Source organism: Bacillota bacterium (assembly GCA_023511455.1).
In the GTDB taxonomy this organism is placed as follows: Bacteria; Armatimonadota; HRBIN16; order HRBIN16; family HRBIN16; genus HRBIN16.
In genome coordinates this window covers 15850-30700 of record JAIMBJ010000036.1, presented here as the reverse complement: position 1 = coordinate 30700, position 14851 = coordinate 15850, and the positions used below count along the sequence as shown (strand labels likewise).

The window sequence follows — 14851 nt, the reverse complement described above, 5'->3', positions numbered from 1 at the left end:
GTGGTGGACAGCGTGCAACGGCAAGCAGGTTTCAATCCTCACCCGTCCCGGGGGACGGGTGCAACAAAATGCGCAGGATCTGTGCCGCAAATGCAAGGGGTTTCAATCCTCACCCGTCCCGGGGGACGGGTGCAACGCCGTACAACCGCACGAAATTCGACACCCAAGTCTAGTTTTTACACCAAACCAGAGCGTCGAACCGCGCATCACACGGCTTCGGCGTTCATTATACAGGCTTTTTGCGTCTGTGTCAAGTAATCTGGCTTACATCGATGCCCGCGAACCTCACGCTTGCACCGTGATCAATTGGGGTTCGCGGAAATCTAGTGTCAGCAAATTATACAATTTGGGGCGATTCATAGTCCTCGTAGGTGTCCCTGCCGTAGGTCTCCACACACCCCTCGCGCCCGCCAACGAGGCGATAGATGCGCAGGCTGTCCGCTTCCGTGTCGATCACTTTCAGCAGCCGGTGGCGCATCCGTTCCATCTGCGGAGCGGTGACACTGCACTCGAATACCGACTTCTGCACGCGCTGTCCGTATGCCTCGCAGATTTTCGCCACTTTGCGCAACCGCTTGCGCCCGGCGGCGTCCTCCGTGTTGACGTCATAGGTGACCACGATATCGATGCGTGCCATCTTTGCCTCCTCATGTCAAAGTGAACGGCGCGTAGTGGGGCACATCCTCGCGCAGGGCGCGCGCCAGCAACCTTGCCTGCACCATCGGCACCACGCCAAACGGGATTGCCTGTTTCAGGTGCGGATGCGCCGTCTCCTCCTGCTTGCGTTGCTGATATGCCACCAGCACAGCTTTGCGTCCCTCGTCGTTCAGCAACACCGCCTCGGGCGGACGGTGTTCGAAGTGCTGCGGCTGTATCTGCTGGCGGTTGACCAGCGTCAGCGCGAGGCGGTCGGCGATGGGGCGGAACTCTTCCATCAGGTCTAAAGCCAAAGCGGGTTTGCCGGGGCGAACCGCGTGCAGGAAGCCCACCTGTGGGTCGAGCCCCACGCTTTCCAGTGCGCTGATGCAGTCGGTGAGCAACAGCGCATACAGGAATGACAGCAGGGCGTTGAGTGGGTCGCGCGGGGGGCGTCGGTTGCGCCCATCGAAGGGGAAATGCTGCTGCTGAGCAGGGCGCACCATATGCTGGAACACGCTGAAGTACACCTGCGAGGCGGCGCCTTCGATGCCGCGCACACCGTCCATCTGCTCGGTCTGGGGCAGGGTGGTGATGAGGGTGGCGACGGTCTCGGCGGCATTGCGCAGGGCGTTTCTGCTGGGTGCATGGTTGACATCGCGCTCCGCCCGCTTCAGCACGAAGCGCAGGTTCTGCAGTTTGCCCGCCACGAAGGCGCGCGCCAGCGGTAGCTGTTTGGGGCTGTCGCAGGCGGCGTATTGCTGGCGACGCAACAGCACGTTGCCGGTGGTCCTGCCTTCCAGCCTCGCGCGGTAGCGTCCCTGCATGTCCAGCCACACCACGCTTCGCCCATCGTCCGCGCACCTTGCCAGCAGGGCAGGGCTCATCAGCACATTGCCGAAAATCACAATCGCCCCCAGATGGTGCAGGGGGGTGCTTTTGAGCAGTTTGCCGTCCTGCTCCACGCGGATGGTTTCGTTCTGCAGGTGCAGATAGGCGTTGTCTAAGGTCACATACAGCGTATTGAGCAGTTCCAGTGCCATCCGGCCACCTCCTCAGTCTTCCTGAAGCACATACAGGTCGCGGTCATCGGTATGCTGGCGCAGGCTGGCGACGGCTTCTGGCAGGCACAATCCGATGACCGAGCAGTTGGGACAGCGGTGGTCGTTGACCGGCGGGGGAACGCGCATCGATTCCAGCAGCTGGCGTACCTGCTCGATGGTGCGCAGGGTCAGCTGGCGCAGGGGTTCGTCGAAGGTCACGTTGCGCCGTTTGCGCGAGCTGTGGTAGTAGATCGCGCCTTCTGGCACCGGTTTACCGAACATCGCCTCGAGGCACATCGCCTGCGCACACAGCTGGATGTCGTCGGCGCGTTTGTAGCCGCGCCTGCCCGATTTGTACTCCACTGGATAAGGCGTATCGTCTTCGCGGAAGATGACCACATCACACTTGCCCTGCAGACCCAGTTCATCGTGCCACACCAGCAGGGCGCGTTCGATGCGCTGACCCTCGCGCTGGATCCAGCCGGGTTCGTCCACGTTCTCGTGCACCGCCTGCCCGCGCAGGGTGTATTCGTTGTCCTCATAGGTCTGTTCGACGAACATCAGTGCGCATCGACGCGGGCAATAGGCGTACTGGCTGAGCATGGATACCAGAACAGTCACCGGCTCAGCGAGGAGAGGGTTCATGGTTTTTGGCTACCTCCTTCTCTGAGAGAGTGTTCGACAATTGCTTAGAGTATGTTCGGCAAACCGCCTCAAGGCTTATCCACGCGACCAGGGAAACACTTTCCTGTCATGCTGAGCGTCGGCGAAGCATCTCTCCATTGTCACCATGAGCGTCAGCGAAGGGTCTTAGATTCTTCACTTCGTTCAGAATGACAATTCTCCACTCAAAATGACAGATTAAGTCGCTTCTTTCAACTGAGTGACTCCTATCGATAAAGCACCACATGTGTGCCTCAGCCCTCCTCGCGGGCGGGGCGGGGCTTGCCCCCACGCCCGACCACCCCGCCGGCGGGGAGGGAGTCAGCGTGCCTCCCCCGTCCACGGGGGAGGTCAGGAGGGGGGCAAAACTCGTCTGACTCTCCGCCCGCCAGAAAAAGTGTCGTGCGATAAGCCGGGGGCGAGGACGAGGCTACCCCCAACCCCCGCCCATCCCGCGGGCGGGGAGGGAGGTGCTGCCCGCCAGCCTCGCCTCCACCTCGAACGCTACGGTTTCTCGATCAGCTCCACGCCCGCGGGAATGCGCTCGCTGTGGACGATAATCTCATAGTCCTCGAACCGGCGGGGTGGTCGGGACTCGTCCTTCAGGCGCACCTCCACGATTCGCCCCAAATCCAGCAGTTGCCATGCAGGGGCGCAGCCCAGCTTTGCCTGCCGCTCGCGCTGTTTGGGGTCGGTGTCGGTTCCGACGTGCTTGAAGATGAACAGCTTGCGTACGCTCATCATGCCCTTGCTGGCGGAGCGGTCGTGGTCGAACATGTGCAGCAAAGCGTCCCACAGCAGGTTCAGGTCGTCCTCGCTGAAGCCGGTCTGCTGGGCGAGGTGGGCGTTGACGAAGCCTTTCGCCACGTACAGCCCGTAGGGGATGAGCTGCTTGCGCCCCATGGTGCGCAGTTTGTCTTCGTCCTGCTCTGCCTCCCACCGACGATAGTCTTCGCTGGACTTCGCGCCTTTGACCTCCTCGGCGACCGCCATGCGGGTGATGGAGATGTCGAGCGGCAGCACGGGATGGAGCGAGCGGGCGAAGGTGAACTGCACCGGTCCGCGCACCTGCCCGGCGTTCGCGCCGGTGCTCATCACCGCGCCGAAGGTGCGCACGTCGTAGAAGTTCTGGCACATCCACTGGCGTGCGCTGTCCACCTTCTGGCGGGTGCGGTTCTTCTCGTCGTAGCCACCGGTCTTTTCGTGCGCCTCCATGATGCGCGTGTTGAGGTTGGTTGCCTGCTGCACGAAGATGGCGTAAGGTGGCTCGTTGCCCATTGCCGCCTGCACGTAGTTGCGCACGCGCCGCTTCAGGGCCACGTCGCTGACCAGGCCGTGCATGTCTTCGGGGTCGATGCGAGGGGCGTTGCCCGCGTCGGGGTCGCCGTTGGGGTTGCCGTTCTCGCAGTCGAACAGGTACAGGAAGTCGTAGCGGTTGCTAATTGCGTTGTTCATGGTTCTGCCTCCTCCTGTGAAGATGGGTTGGTGTCGGTTCCGGGTTTTCCGGCGCGGTCTTGCGCCAGTTGCTGGTAGTAGCCCAGCGCGAAGAGGCTCTGCTCTTCGAGGCTGAGCGTAGCCGGGATGTGGTCTTTGAGTGCGCCCATAATCTCGGCGATTCGGTTTTCATACCATGCGGCGAGACCGGGGCTATCGGCGCGCACCTTGTCCAGATGGAACTGCGCGGTCCGCAGGATGCGACCCAGCACGAGGGCGGGGGTGGCGCTTGCCGCCGCGTAGAAGCGCTGCACAACGCCTGCTTCCACGCTGGGCAGAGCTGTCCGCTGCAGGCTGGCAAGCACCGCCAGCAGCCGCCCGCAGTGGTACGCTGGGCTGGGATGCTGAGGGTTCAGGTAAGGCTGCATGTTGTAACCTCCTTTTCTGATTAAAGTGGCTTTCAGGATGCCCATGCGGGCATGGTTGAACGGGTTGTTCTCGATGATGTCCACGCGCACCCGTTGCAGAGCGCGCGCCAACGCCTCGCCGGGAAGGGGCGTGCGGGTCAGCGCGCTGTGGAAGAGGCGTGCGGTCAGCGGCGGCGGGACGTCCTTCATCTCACGCGCCAGCGCGCCCACCACGGCGAGGAACTTTGGCGGCTCCGCGAGCTTTCCGCCCTCGCGATGGACAATCTCCAGGTCCTTGAACCACTGGTCGATGTTCGTGGCGAGGGTTTTGAAGTCGGTTTCTGTCCAGTCGCGCACCATCACACGCCCACCAGAGCCGGAAAGCGTCAGCGCGTAGAAGCGGTTGTCTCTCAGTTCAGGGCGCTGACCTGCCTCGATGGCTCGCAGCAGCCGTTGCACCTGCGCCTGTGCGCTGACTTCCAGCTGCGCGCCCGTCTCTCCAACCAGCATGGCGATGAGGTCGTCCTCCGGTTTGACCGGACGGCTGAACCAGTAGGTGATTTTCGCTCCGGCGAGCACGCGGCTGTGGTTTGCCAGAAGGTCTTGCAGCGCGGCTCGGTAGGCGTAGGCGGCGTCCTCAGACACCGCGCAGTTTGCCGACTGCTTCAACCCGTAAGAGGTGAAGGCGTCCTTATCGAAGCCTATCAGCACCGAGCCGGTGGACTGCCCGCCGACGTCCGCCAGATTGACTTTGGGGTGCGTGGCGAACGGTTGCGTGGGCTGTCCTGTGGCGAAGCAGACCATCTGTGCAGAGCCCGTCGGTACCTTTGGCTGCAAGGAGGCGCGGTATCCTCTCCACCAGTCATGCCAGCGGTTGTCTTCCACCAGGATGACGTCGCCAACTCGGAGAGTGGCTCTGTCCTGCGGCCTGGCTTTGTGCTGTTCCAGCCTTTGGCAAATCTGCTGGAGCGTTTGATCATTTTTCAGGGCGTCCGCGGCTATTCGCAGTTCTTCCACTCCACATGACTGGAACGCCTGGCGCATCAGGTCGACAAAAGCGGCGTGCTTCTGCTTTTTCTTGTCGTCGTCTGCGATTCGGTAAGTGGCGACCACATCGCACGTTTCCCACAGGAACTGGCTCCGCGTCAGCCCCCCGGCGATGAGTTCGTTCTGTTTCAGCTCGGGGCAACGGGCGAACTCTCGTCCGGAGTTGTTTTTCTGCGAGGGGTCGCCCAGCTCGATAACGTCCAGCAGGTTGCCGTTGGCGTCCAGCCAGATGAGCCATTTGATGGTCTTGGGCGCGAAGCCGGGCTCAGTTACCAGCTGGTTGCGCTGGGCATAGTCCAACAGCAGGTTAAGCATCGAAGAGCACCTCCTGTGCAGGTGTGGTTCCACCATTGCGTGGCGGTTTGCGCACGGCATCGCTGTCGAACTCCGGCACCTCCAGCACGCCTTTGACCAGCTTCGCCTCGAACAGCGTGATGAAGGGCGGGTCATCCGGCTTGCCGGGGCGGGAGAGGTCGAAGGTGTCGTACAGCATCCAGCCGAGATAATTGTCCTCCGACCAGGGTTGGGGTTCGGTCTCGTCTGGTTTGCACAGTTGGAAGAAGGCGGGGAACTCGCGGCAGCCGAGGTAGGGATGGTGGAAGTACTGTCCGCGTTCCGCGCGCCGTTGAAACTGCGCCTCCAGAGCAGGTAGTTCGTTCTCGAACCCCTGCCATGGGCGGATTTCGGCGTGGATGCGGTACTCCACGTCCTTAAGCGCCATCGTCTGGCGCTGTGTGCGCCCTTTGGACTCCTCGTCCACGTCCACGAGGATGGGCTGTGGCTCCGCGCCCATCGCCCATTGCAGGATGGTGCGCTCGGTGGGTGCCTTTTCCTTCACCTCGTTGCGCCTCAGTGCGATGTAGCGGATGGGCTTCAGCACCTCGATGCGCAACACCTGCCAGCGGAACTTAACGGGCTTGCAGTAGATGGCGTCCAGTATCCCGCGCGCCGCGGCGGGGGTGGGCACGGGGTAGCTGAAACGCTCCACCTTCATTTCGGGGCGGGTGAAGCAGGCGAACTCGCCCCACACCCGAATCACCTGGCGGTTTGGCTTCATGCCGATATCACCTCCTCTACAGAATCCACGATTCTGGTGCTTGCTGAGGCTGTAGACCCAGCAACGGGTCGTAGTGCGTCGGCTCGGTGTAGATGAACCAATCATCAGTGGGCTGTCCACGCAGCGGGATGGGTTCCAGAAAGCTGCGGATGACATCTGCCGGGCGTGGACGGTAGACGCTGACCAAGTGCGCTCGCGCCTCGCGGATCCAGTTTGCGGAAAGCCCGCACTGGCGTGCCTGCTGCACCAGCCGGTCGAAGGCGTCCGGGTCGTAGGGAACCAGCACGTTTACCGTCGTCTCCGGAATGAGTCGGTATAGCCGCGCGACCTCCACGAAATCCCGCGCTTCTATGGCATTGCTCAGGTCTTTGCGTTGCATCTCGGGGCGCGTGAGGTCGTACAGCAGGCGGTAGTATTCGGTGTACAGCGCGGGGTCGTAAAGGTCGACGTTAGACTGTCGCTGCCCTACATACCCCCGCGTGACAGAAGCCGCCTGTTTGTACGCGCCGGGCGGATACTGTTCCTCCTCTGGAGTAAACAGCACCATCCTGCCCTCGGGCTGATTGCCGTTTCGGTTGCACCGGCCGGCTGCCTGCGCGATGCTGTCCAGCGGGGCATAAGCGCGGTAAACTATCGGGAAGTCCACGTCTACCCCCGCCTCCACGCACTGGGTGGAGATGAGCAAACAGCGTTTGTCCTGTTCCAGCCGACGCCGCACCTCTTGCAACACCTCCTGCCGATGCGCCGGGCACATGTTGGTGGAAAGATGGTAGAGACCATCGTCGATACCCTGCGCCTGCAGCAGACGCGCCAGGTTCGCGGCGTGTTTTTTGACGTTCAACACGCACAACGCCTGCTCCTGCCGTGTCAGCTCCTGCGCCAATTCCTCCCATGAGAGGGCATCATGGCGGATTTCCAGCTGCGTGCGCCGTGCGAGCTGGAACAGCTGCGGGTGGCTCTTTGCAATCTCACGCGGCTGCCAGCCAACCGTGCCCGATACGGCAATGTGCTGGTGCAGGTGGTCGAAAGCAGGCTGTGTAGCGGTGGCGAACACGATGGTGCTGCCGTAGCGGCTTGCCAGTCGCGAAAGTGCCTGCAAGGTGGGTACCACGAGGTTCAGCGGGAGGGTCTGCACCTCGTCGAAGAGGATGACGCTTTTGGCGAGGCGGTGCAGTTTGCGGCAGGCGGAAGGGCTGTTGGAGAACAGCGACTCCAGCATCTGCACGCTGGTGGTGACGACAACAGGCGCGTCCCAGTTTTCTGCCAGCAGGCGTTCCACGCATGACCTGCCTTCCTGCTGGTCATCTGCGCTTGGAACTTGTGCGCCCGTTCCGCTGAGGCTGTGATGCTCGATCACGTAGCCCTCGCCGAAGTGGGGTTCCAGCAAATCGCGATACACCTTCGCGGTCTGCTCGATGATACTCAGGTAGGGTATAACCACCACGATACGGCGCAGGTCATGAACTTCAGCGTGCCGCAGCGCGAACCCCAGCATTGCCAGCGTCTTGCCTGCGCCCGTGGGCGCGGTCAGCGTGAAGATACCCGGGGACTGCTCCGCCGCCTGCAAGCAGTCTTCCCACAGTTGCTGCCGCATCTGCAGGACGGCTTTCGCGGCGCGAGAGTTCTGGCTCAGCTGCTGCACGTGGTCGCTCAGTACTTGCAGGGCGCGCTGAGGCTGAAGCGGCGGACCCGAAGGTCGCTCCTCGCCGAAATGTCGCGCGGTGTCCAGAAAATCCGCATCCACCAGCGCAGAGAACAGCATGCGCACGTCCAGCATCTGCGCGTTCTGATGCAGTTGTTGTTCTGCGTTCGGAGTGAGGTCCAGAAAAGGACGAGACGGTTTTTGTGGCGATAAGCCGTCTGCTTGCAGTCGCCGGAGTAAAAGGTCCAGGTCGCTTTCGGAAAGACGCAGGTTGAGGGGATGCTGTTGGATGAGCGACTTCGGGTCGAGGTGGCTTCGGATGGTTGCCGAGTCCATCCGCTGCAAGCCGAGGTGGTGTCCCCAGATAGCCATCGCCGCGGCGACGCTCTGGTAATGGAGGAGGGCAGCCCACGCCCCGACGGACCAGTGATCGATGCCTTTCGCTTCTCCCTGCAGGCGTTTCTGGAACAGGTCGCCGTATTTGCCGAGGTCGTGCAGCAGCCCCGCGAGGGTGGCTTCTTCCTCTGCACCGAAGGCGGCAGCGAAGTCATGGGCGGTGTGCGCCACCTCTTGCAGGTGGTCGCGCAGAGATTGGGCGAGGCCGCTCTTGCCCGCGCTGTGCGCCACATAGTGCACAGACATGGTAACCTCCTGGTCAGGCGTGTATTTGGCATATTATACACAACGGATTGCCGCTTGTCACGAAATGTAAGATAATAACATGACAAGAACGTGCGTGAAAATGTCAGTGTGTGAAAAGCGCGTGCAAAGGGACGAAAAAACCTCAGAATCGTGCGCTGATGTCTGCGTCGAGGGTGAAGGCTTTGTAGTTGTAGTTGGTGTACTGGGGGTCGCGGTTGGATCGCTCCTGCAGGCGGATGCTGAGGGTGAAGGCGAAGTAGCGGTTGATTTCGTATTCGTAACCCAGCGCGCTGTCGCGGTCGACGCTGCCGAAGAAGCCCTGCACGTCTGAGAAGCGGTGCTCCAGAAACGCGCTCTGGCGCGGGGCGAAGGGATACTCCAGCCGCAGCGAGTATGCCAGCATCTTCTGGTCCTGGCGTTGTCCGCTGCCGCCCAGCGAGAAGAGGCTGGAGGAGAGCATCCGCTGCGCCTGCAGGTTCAGTATCAGTTTGCGCGTCAGCTCGGTGCGCAGGGTGAAGTAGGCGATGTCGGTCTTCGCGCCGTCGTTGCCGCCGATGTAGTTGACGTTCTGGCGTGTGAGGTTGAGTGCGACGCTGGTCTTGTCGGAGAGGCGATAGTTCACGCCCAGGTTGAAACCGTTCATATTCGTATTGGTGAGGTTATCGCCCGCGCTCAGCTGCTGCATGATGCTGAGGTCAACAGACAGGTTGTCGCTGGGAGTGTAGTTGACCGTAAGGTTGTGGGATCGGCTTTTCACCCCGATACTGGCGTAGGTGAGTCCGCTGGGAATGGGGTTGTAGTAGCCGCCACTGTAGTTGCCGCCCGCGCCGTAGCCCATGCCCCAGCCCGACTGATAGCCGCCCGGGCCGATGAACGAGCCGCCCAGATTACCGCCGAGGAAGCTCCCTGAGCTGGAAAGCGTGCCCGAATCGCGCACCGCAAACTGGTAGTTGAGGTTCAGATTCTTCGCGGGTATCCATCGTACGCCCACGCTGATGTCCTGCGCGTTGTTGCTGCTGGTGGCGGAGCGGGTGCGCCCCCGAGCGAGAACGCCGTTGAACGCCAGCCGCTCGGACTGGTTCCAGCTCCAGGTGAGGCGAAGCGTGTCGCTGGAGCTGCTGTAGGTGTTCGTGGCGGGGTTGCCTCCGGTAGTGAAGGTACTGATGCTGCTGGCGCGGGTGCTCAACAGGTCGAGACTGAGGGAGACGCTTCCGACCTTGTGCGTCAGGCTGATGTTGCGGCTCTGGTTCTCGCTGGAGCCGTAGCTGCCGGAGTTGTTGCGCTGGTTCAGCCATGAAATACGCACCTGTGGCGCGTTGGGCAGGTTCAGAGTAGCATCGAAGGAGGTGTTGTTGACCGACGCGCTGCCCGTGCCTTGCGAGCCGCCGAGGTAGCTGCCGATGTAGTCGGGCACCTGCATCCGGTCAATGGTCAGCCGCGCGTTCAGCCTCTGGTCGCCAACGTACTCGAGAGAGTGGCTGTATCCCTTTTCCTGCCGTCGGAACCCCACGCTCTCCACGGTGACGAAATCGGGGTCGATGTCGCGCCACAGGGTGGTCCAGCGCAGCTTGCCCAGATTCAGCGTGGCGTTGAGCATCCTGCCCTGTCCTTCCTGCGTGCTGGCTCCGCGCTCCGCGCTGCTGCGGGCAGCGTAAAAGCCGATACTGCCCAGTTTGCCCAGCTGCCAGTTCAGGTCATAGCCCGTCACGCGCCGCGAACCGAGTGTGGCGTTACCCGTCAGGCGTGGGATGTAGGTGACGCTGATAATGCTGGTGGCGGGGATGGCGCGGTTGAAGTAGATGCGATAGGGGATATCGGGGTCCACGAAGAAGTCGCCTTCCCCGCGTTTGGAGCCCTGTTGCTGGGGCACGCCATCGACTGTGGCGATAACTGCACTGCCCGCCTCAACAGGATACTGCAGCTCGTATGGTGACAGCGGGTTGCCGTAACCGTAGAACCGTTCGGTCTTGGTGCGCAGTCCGGTGGACGAGCGTGCGTCCTGACGCAAGGCAATCACACCCAGATTCAATGAGCCGAGGGGAGCCTCTACCCGCCAACCCGACAGCTTGCCCGAAGGTTCATTATAACCTTCCGCCTCAAAGCTCACTAGAATCGTCGAGGTGCGAGGAATGATAATGCCCTCCTTGAAGGTCAGCAACCCGGTGAAGTAGTCGATTTCGTAGTCTCTGCCGCGCACCATCTCGCGCCCGTCGACGCGCACCCGCTCCGAGCCGTCCAGAATCTGGCTGGCGTTCAGGTAGTAGGGGCCGCCGCTATCGTTGCCGTAGATAACGCTGGTGCGGGCGGTGGCGCGGGTCTCGCTGTAGATACCGCTGACCTTCAGGGGGATGGACGGGTTGAGTCGCGTGCTGACGTGGATACCCCGCAGGGTCTTGTTGAACGATACCAGCTCATTGCCCCCCAGCGCGGCGGTGATGTCGCCCAGATCGACGCGCGTGCCGTTGCGCTCATAGTTGATGGAGAGACGACGGTCTTGCGGCGTGCCGAAGGGAGTGTTGGTCAATCGCCAGTTGAAATTAAACATATCGAACACTTTGGTACCGATGATGGAGAGCTCGGTGAAGTCGGTAACGGGTCTGCCGCCCTGTCCGAAGTAATAGGAGTCTCGATAGGCGTTGCGGTCGCCGCTGACCCGCGCAATGTGGAATCCGATTTTCTTGCTGCCGCTCAACTGTATCTTGCGGTTGAACTCTTCCGAAATGGCGCGGAAGGGGTCTTTGGGGCGGCGTTTCTCTTCCACGGGTCTGCGCTGTACGGTGATGGTGGACTGCTTCGGCTCTTCCGCTGGCGGTGTGGGCGCAGGGCGATTGGCAGGCGGAGACGCGCTTTGTGGAAGGGTTGGGGGCTGGTTTTCGGTTGGCGTACGCAACAGCTCCTCTATCCGCGCGGGCTTGACGCGCTTGTTGAACAGCGACGGCCGCTGCGCTTCGCGTAAGTCGTCTATCGAAATCTGCGCCGGCGGCTCGTCCAGCGGAAACGCCAGACACATCGCCGACGCCCAGCACCATAAAACGCTCAGCAGGGTCAGCCGCTGCATCGACCTGTCCACCTCACGACGCCAGCCCCAGCAGTGCATCGATGTTGCGCCGTGCCAGTTCGCGCTGCCGGGAGGCATACGCTGTCACTCGTTCGCGTAAAGTGTGCTGCTGCTCCCATACTTCGGCAAGGCGTTGTTGCAAAACGTGTTCATTCACATCGGCTACTTCCACCACATGCTTGGGCTCCACAGGCTCCCAAAAAGCGCGCACCTTGGGGTCGTAACTGATAGCCAGGGCGGGCACGCCCGACGCCGCCGCCAGCATCAGCGCGTGCAACCGCACCCCAACCACCGCCCGACAACACGCCAGCACATCCCTGACCTCGCGCACCGAAAGCGGCTCGACCATTGCTATCGCTTCTGGCACAGCCGAGGCTATCTCCTGTATCAACTCCCCGTCGCGCGATACCTGCATCGGCAAAAGCACCGCTCGCGCCTGGCATTGCTTAACGGCAAATCGGCCAAGCGATTGAAACAGAGACGCCACCGCTACCTGTCCACCTGCCCACCGGCGCGGCACCATCGCTATCACTACATCATTCTTTTCGACGCCAAATCGTTGCAAAAGCTTCCACCCATTTTCTGTATCGGCTTCGGGCAGCAGGAAAGAGAGGTCTGCCCCCACCTGTACCTGCGATATCCCCATCGCCTGCAGCAGTTGCGCCGAGGCGGGGTCGCGCACCACCACAGCATCTGCCTGTCGCGCTGCACGAGCCGTCCACTGTCGCGCCCAGCCCCGTCGCAGGGGACCGATACCCTGTCCAACCCACGCGATGCGACACCTGGCACGCCGCGCCAGCGTATGCATCCCCAGATAATAGACGACGGAACGCGCGCTGGTGACATCCTGAATCAGGCTTCCACCGCCCAGCACGAATAGCAGGGAACTGCGCATCGTGCGCCAGACCTCCCGCAGGCTGGTTCGGGGGATAGCTTCCATCCCGTGTTCACGCCGGGTGTGTGCCGGGTCCGCGCTCATCACGGTGACCGAATCCGTGTACCCCGCCTGTCTCAAGCCATGCACCAGTCCTGCCAGAACGGCTTCGTCCCCCAGGTTCGCGAAACCGTAGTATCCGCAGGCGAGGATGCCCTGCCGGCTCATGCTTGCACCCGCTTCGTCCACCAGCGTATTGCCACGAACGCCAGCGTTCCTATTATAGCACCCAGCAGCCATCCCAGCAAGATACGCGGCAGAGAAAGAGCCAGCGGCGTATGGATGTGGCACAGGGTGTTGACCACCGATGCCTGCCCGATAACCCCGACCAGCAGGAGCGGAATCCACGCCCTCCGCCCGATGCCTGCCGCCGACATCGCCAACGCCAGCACCAGCGCAGGATGGCCCACCAGAAACTCTTTGGTGCGGGGGCGCGCCAGCAGGTATCGCTCTAACGTCTCGCGCATCTTCATCTCGATAGCAGAAACGCCAATGCCCGGCTCGTTGCCCGTGCGCATCAGCACCAGCGCCAGCAATCCCAGAGCCAGCAGCACCGCTACCACCAGTCCCACCGTGACCGGATAGCCCGTGATTTGTCTCCATCGCCGCCGGATGCGCTCACGGGCATCCGCAAAAGAAGTGGCATTCACTGTGTCCAGCGCATACGCCCAGCCCACCACCAGCACCGGCAGCAGGTGTGCCGGCTTGATGCCTGCGAACTGGTTCGCTTTCACCATGAAAGGCAGAGAAGCCAGTAAAGCCACCACGTGCAGACCGCCTACCAGGCTGAAAAGCGTCAACCAGGCGAACGTAGCGAGCGCGTGCGAGACAGGCAAGCGACCGCGCTTGAACACATCCACCAGCACAAAGCCCAGTGAAGGAAAGGCTACAGCCGCCGCAAGGGCACAGGCTTTACGTCCTGTCTCCCCACCAGCATAAGCCAGTACCAGCCCGGCGGCGAAAGCCGCCACAGCCAGCCACGCCGAGTGTTGCCGCCCAAACAGCCTCTCCAGCAATAGCACCCCTGCCGTCAGAGCAGAGCCACCGCTTAGCCACCATATCCAGGCGGGTACCTTCGGGTCGGTAAAGGGGCGGGGTTCGCCGACACGGTAACCTGCCTGTTGCAGGGAAAGGCGCAGCTGCGCCAGGAACCTCGCCATCCCCTGCAGAGGCTGCTCCTCGATGCTGCTGGGCAGGCGCACGTAGCACAGACGGATGTTGCGTTCCCGCACGGCACGGGTAAAGCGTTCCAGCAAGTCGGCGGGGCTGAGGGTGGCCATCTCGGCGGCGGTGACGCTGTGCACCCGCACCACGCGGTCTAACATTAAGCGAGTCAGTCGCTCATCGCCCTTTTGCTTGCCAAACTCTACGGAACCGTATAAAAGGCCATGTTGCCGCATCGTTTGCGCTGTCAGTGGCAACAACGCACGGAAACCCAGCACCTCGTCCCCACTGAAAATCACCGCCTTTGCGCCTGCTCGCCTGACCTCCGCCAGCGACCGTTGAATGCGCAAGGGGGTACAGGCCGGGCTGTTGCTCACCCGTGCTATGACGAACAGCCCTGCCGCCGAGACCTGCTTAGCCAGCATCGGGTCTATCCCCAAACGTATTTGTGCAAAGTTGGACGGAGAAACCGGTACAGAGAACCCGACCGCACCACCTGTATCGGTATATGCGTAGACCAGCACACCTTTGCTTGCCCGGAGGGTGTCCAGCAGTTTTTTGCGCGAAGGGGTGTATACCGTCCGCCACAGGGAGGGTGTCGTCTGGAGGGCTCCTGCAGAACGTCGCAGCCGTTCCACTACCTCCGCCGATGCCGCGCGCACGATGGGTGAAGGAAACTTCGGATACAGCTCCCAGCTCAATTGACCAGAGCGGAAAAGGTCTTCCACTGTTTGTTCATTGAGTGCAACCGCCGTTGCCCCCGCTTTTTTCATCTGTTGCAGAATTTGCGATAAACCTGTACCGATGTCCGCGCTGACCTGCATCAACTGTTCTCCATCCAGCGCGATTGCGACACGCTTGTTCAATACCTCTGCTCGCCAGCGCGCCACAAACGCCAGCAACGAGACAATAGTTCCCACTGCAACCAGCAGCCAGCCCATCCGATGAAACATCCTGCAAATACCTCCTCCTCTGTCATTCTGCGCGAAACGAGGAATCTCTGTGAGACCGCTGAGATGCCTCGTTGGCGCTCAGCATGACAAAAGGCACACTGTTTGGCACAAGGATTGAGCGTTGCCCATTTCGGCAAAAGGCGTGCGGATACCTTGTAAAACGACAACGTC

General features: G+C 61.7%; 10 protein-coding genes. All 10 read right to left on the bottom strand.

The genetic code is table 11. The features are described 5' to 3' along the window. Nucleotides 1–337 precede the first annotated feature (337 nt). Nucleotides 338–637 (bottom strand): CRISPR-associated endonuclease Cas2, encoded by a 300-nt coding sequence (cas2, locus tag K6U75_14715; protein ID MCL6476294.1) that lies wholly within the window; start codon nucleotides 635–637, stop codon nucleotides 338–340. Between the two features lie 10 nt (nucleotides 638–647). After that, the gene (cas1c, locus tag K6U75_14710) at nucleotides 648–1679 is read right to left on the bottom strand and encodes a type I-C CRISPR-associated endonuclease Cas1c (protein ID MCL6476293.1); all 1032 of its coding nucleotides are present in this window, start codon (nucleotides 1677–1679) and stop codon (nucleotides 648–650) included. Nucleotides 1680–1691: 12 nt separating this feature from the next. Continuing rightward, the gene (cas4, locus tag K6U75_14705) at nucleotides 1692–2324 is read right to left on the bottom strand and encodes a CRISPR-associated protein Cas4 (protein ID MCL6476292.1); all 633 of its coding nucleotides are present in this window, start codon (nucleotides 2322–2324) and stop codon (nucleotides 1692–1694) included. A 522-nt stretch (nucleotides 2325–2846) separates the two neighbouring features. After that, on the bottom strand, nucleotides 2847–3797 hold the full coding sequence (gene cas7c / locus K6U75_14700) for a type I-C CRISPR-associated protein Cas7/Csd2 (protein ID MCL6476291.1): 951 nt from the start codon (nucleotides 3795–3797) through the stop codon (nucleotides 2847–2849). Beyond that, complete coding sequence (gene cas8c / locus K6U75_14695) at nucleotides 3794–5545, bottom strand: type I-C CRISPR-associated protein Cas8c/Csd1 (protein ID MCL6476290.1); 1752 nt, start codon at nucleotides 5543–5545, stop codon at nucleotides 3794–3796. Before cas8c ends, cas7c begins: the two co-directional genes overlap by 4 nt. After that, a complete protein-coding gene (gene cas5c / locus K6U75_14690; GenBank protein MCL6476289.1) occupies nucleotides 5538–6287 on the bottom strand; it encodes a type I-C CRISPR-associated protein Cas5c in 750 nt (249 codons plus the stop codon). The genes cas8c and cas5c overlap by 8 nt, the downstream gene beginning before the upstream one ends. Nucleotides 6288–6303: 16 nt before the next feature. Next, nucleotides 6304–8571, bottom strand: a complete 2268-nt coding sequence (gene cas3 / locus K6U75_14685) for a CRISPR-associated helicase Cas3' (protein MCL6476288.1) — start codon at nucleotides 8569–8571, stop codon at nucleotides 6304–6306. A 142-nt stretch (nucleotides 8572–8713) separates the two neighbouring features. Continuing rightward, nucleotides 8714–11707 carry a hypothetical protein gene (locus tag K6U75_14680; GenBank protein MCL6476287.1) on the bottom strand — a complete coding sequence of 998 codons (2994 nt, stop codon included), beginning with the start codon at nucleotides 11705–11707 and terminating at the stop codon, nucleotides 8714–8716. After that, on the bottom strand, nucleotides 11643–12731 hold the full coding sequence (gene csaB / locus K6U75_14675) for a polysaccharide pyruvyl transferase CsaB (protein ID MCL6476286.1): 1089 nt from the start codon (nucleotides 12729–12731) through the stop codon (nucleotides 11643–11645). The genes K6U75_14680 and csaB overlap by 65 nt, the downstream gene beginning before the upstream one ends. Beyond that, complete coding sequence (locus tag K6U75_14670; GenBank protein MCL6476285.1) at nucleotides 12728–14680, bottom strand: DUF5693 family protein; 1953 nt, start codon at nucleotides 14678–14680, stop codon at nucleotides 12728–12730. The genes csaB and K6U75_14670 overlap by 4 nt, the downstream gene beginning before the upstream one ends. Nucleotides 14681–14851 lie beyond the last annotated feature (171 nt).

Excerpts from the sequence above, each read along its gene's own strand:
- cas5c (MCL6476289.1), bottom strand. The coding sequence starts at position 6,287 with ATGAAGCCAAACCGCCAGGTGATTCGGGTGTGGGGCGAGTTCGCCTGC.
- cas1c (MCL6476293.1), bottom strand. The coding sequence starts at position 1,679 with ATGGCACTGGAACTGCTCAATACGCTGTATGTGACCTTAGACAACGCC.
- K6U75_14680 (MCL6476287.1), bottom strand. The coding sequence starts at position 11,707 with ATGCCTCCCGGCAGCGCGAACTGGCACGGCGCAACATCGATGCACTGC.
- cas2 (MCL6476294.1), bottom strand. The coding sequence starts at position 637 with ATGGCACGCATCGATATCGTGGTCACCTATGACGTCAACACGGAGGAC.
- cas3 (MCL6476288.1), bottom strand. The coding sequence starts at position 8,571 with ATGTCTGTGCACTATGTGGCGCACAGCGCGGGCAAGAGCGGCCTCGCC.
- cas8c (MCL6476290.1), bottom strand. The coding sequence starts at position 5,545 with ATGCTTAACCTGCTGTTGGACTATGCCCAGCGCAACCAGCTGGTAACT.
- cas7c (MCL6476291.1), bottom strand. The coding sequence starts at position 3,797 with ATGAACAACGCAATTAGCAACCGCTACGACTTCCTGTACCTGTTCGAC.
- cas4 (MCL6476292.1), bottom strand. The coding sequence starts at position 2,324 with ATGAACCCTCTCCTCGCTGAGCCGGTGACTGTTCTGGTATCCATGCTC.
- csaB (MCL6476286.1), bottom strand. The coding sequence starts at position 12,731 with ATGAGCCGGCAGGGCATCCTCGCCTGCGGATACTACGGTTTCGCGAAC.
- K6U75_14670 (MCL6476285.1), bottom strand. The coding sequence starts at position 14,680 with ATGTTTCATCGGATGGGCTGGCTGCTGGTTGCAGTGGGAACTATTGTC.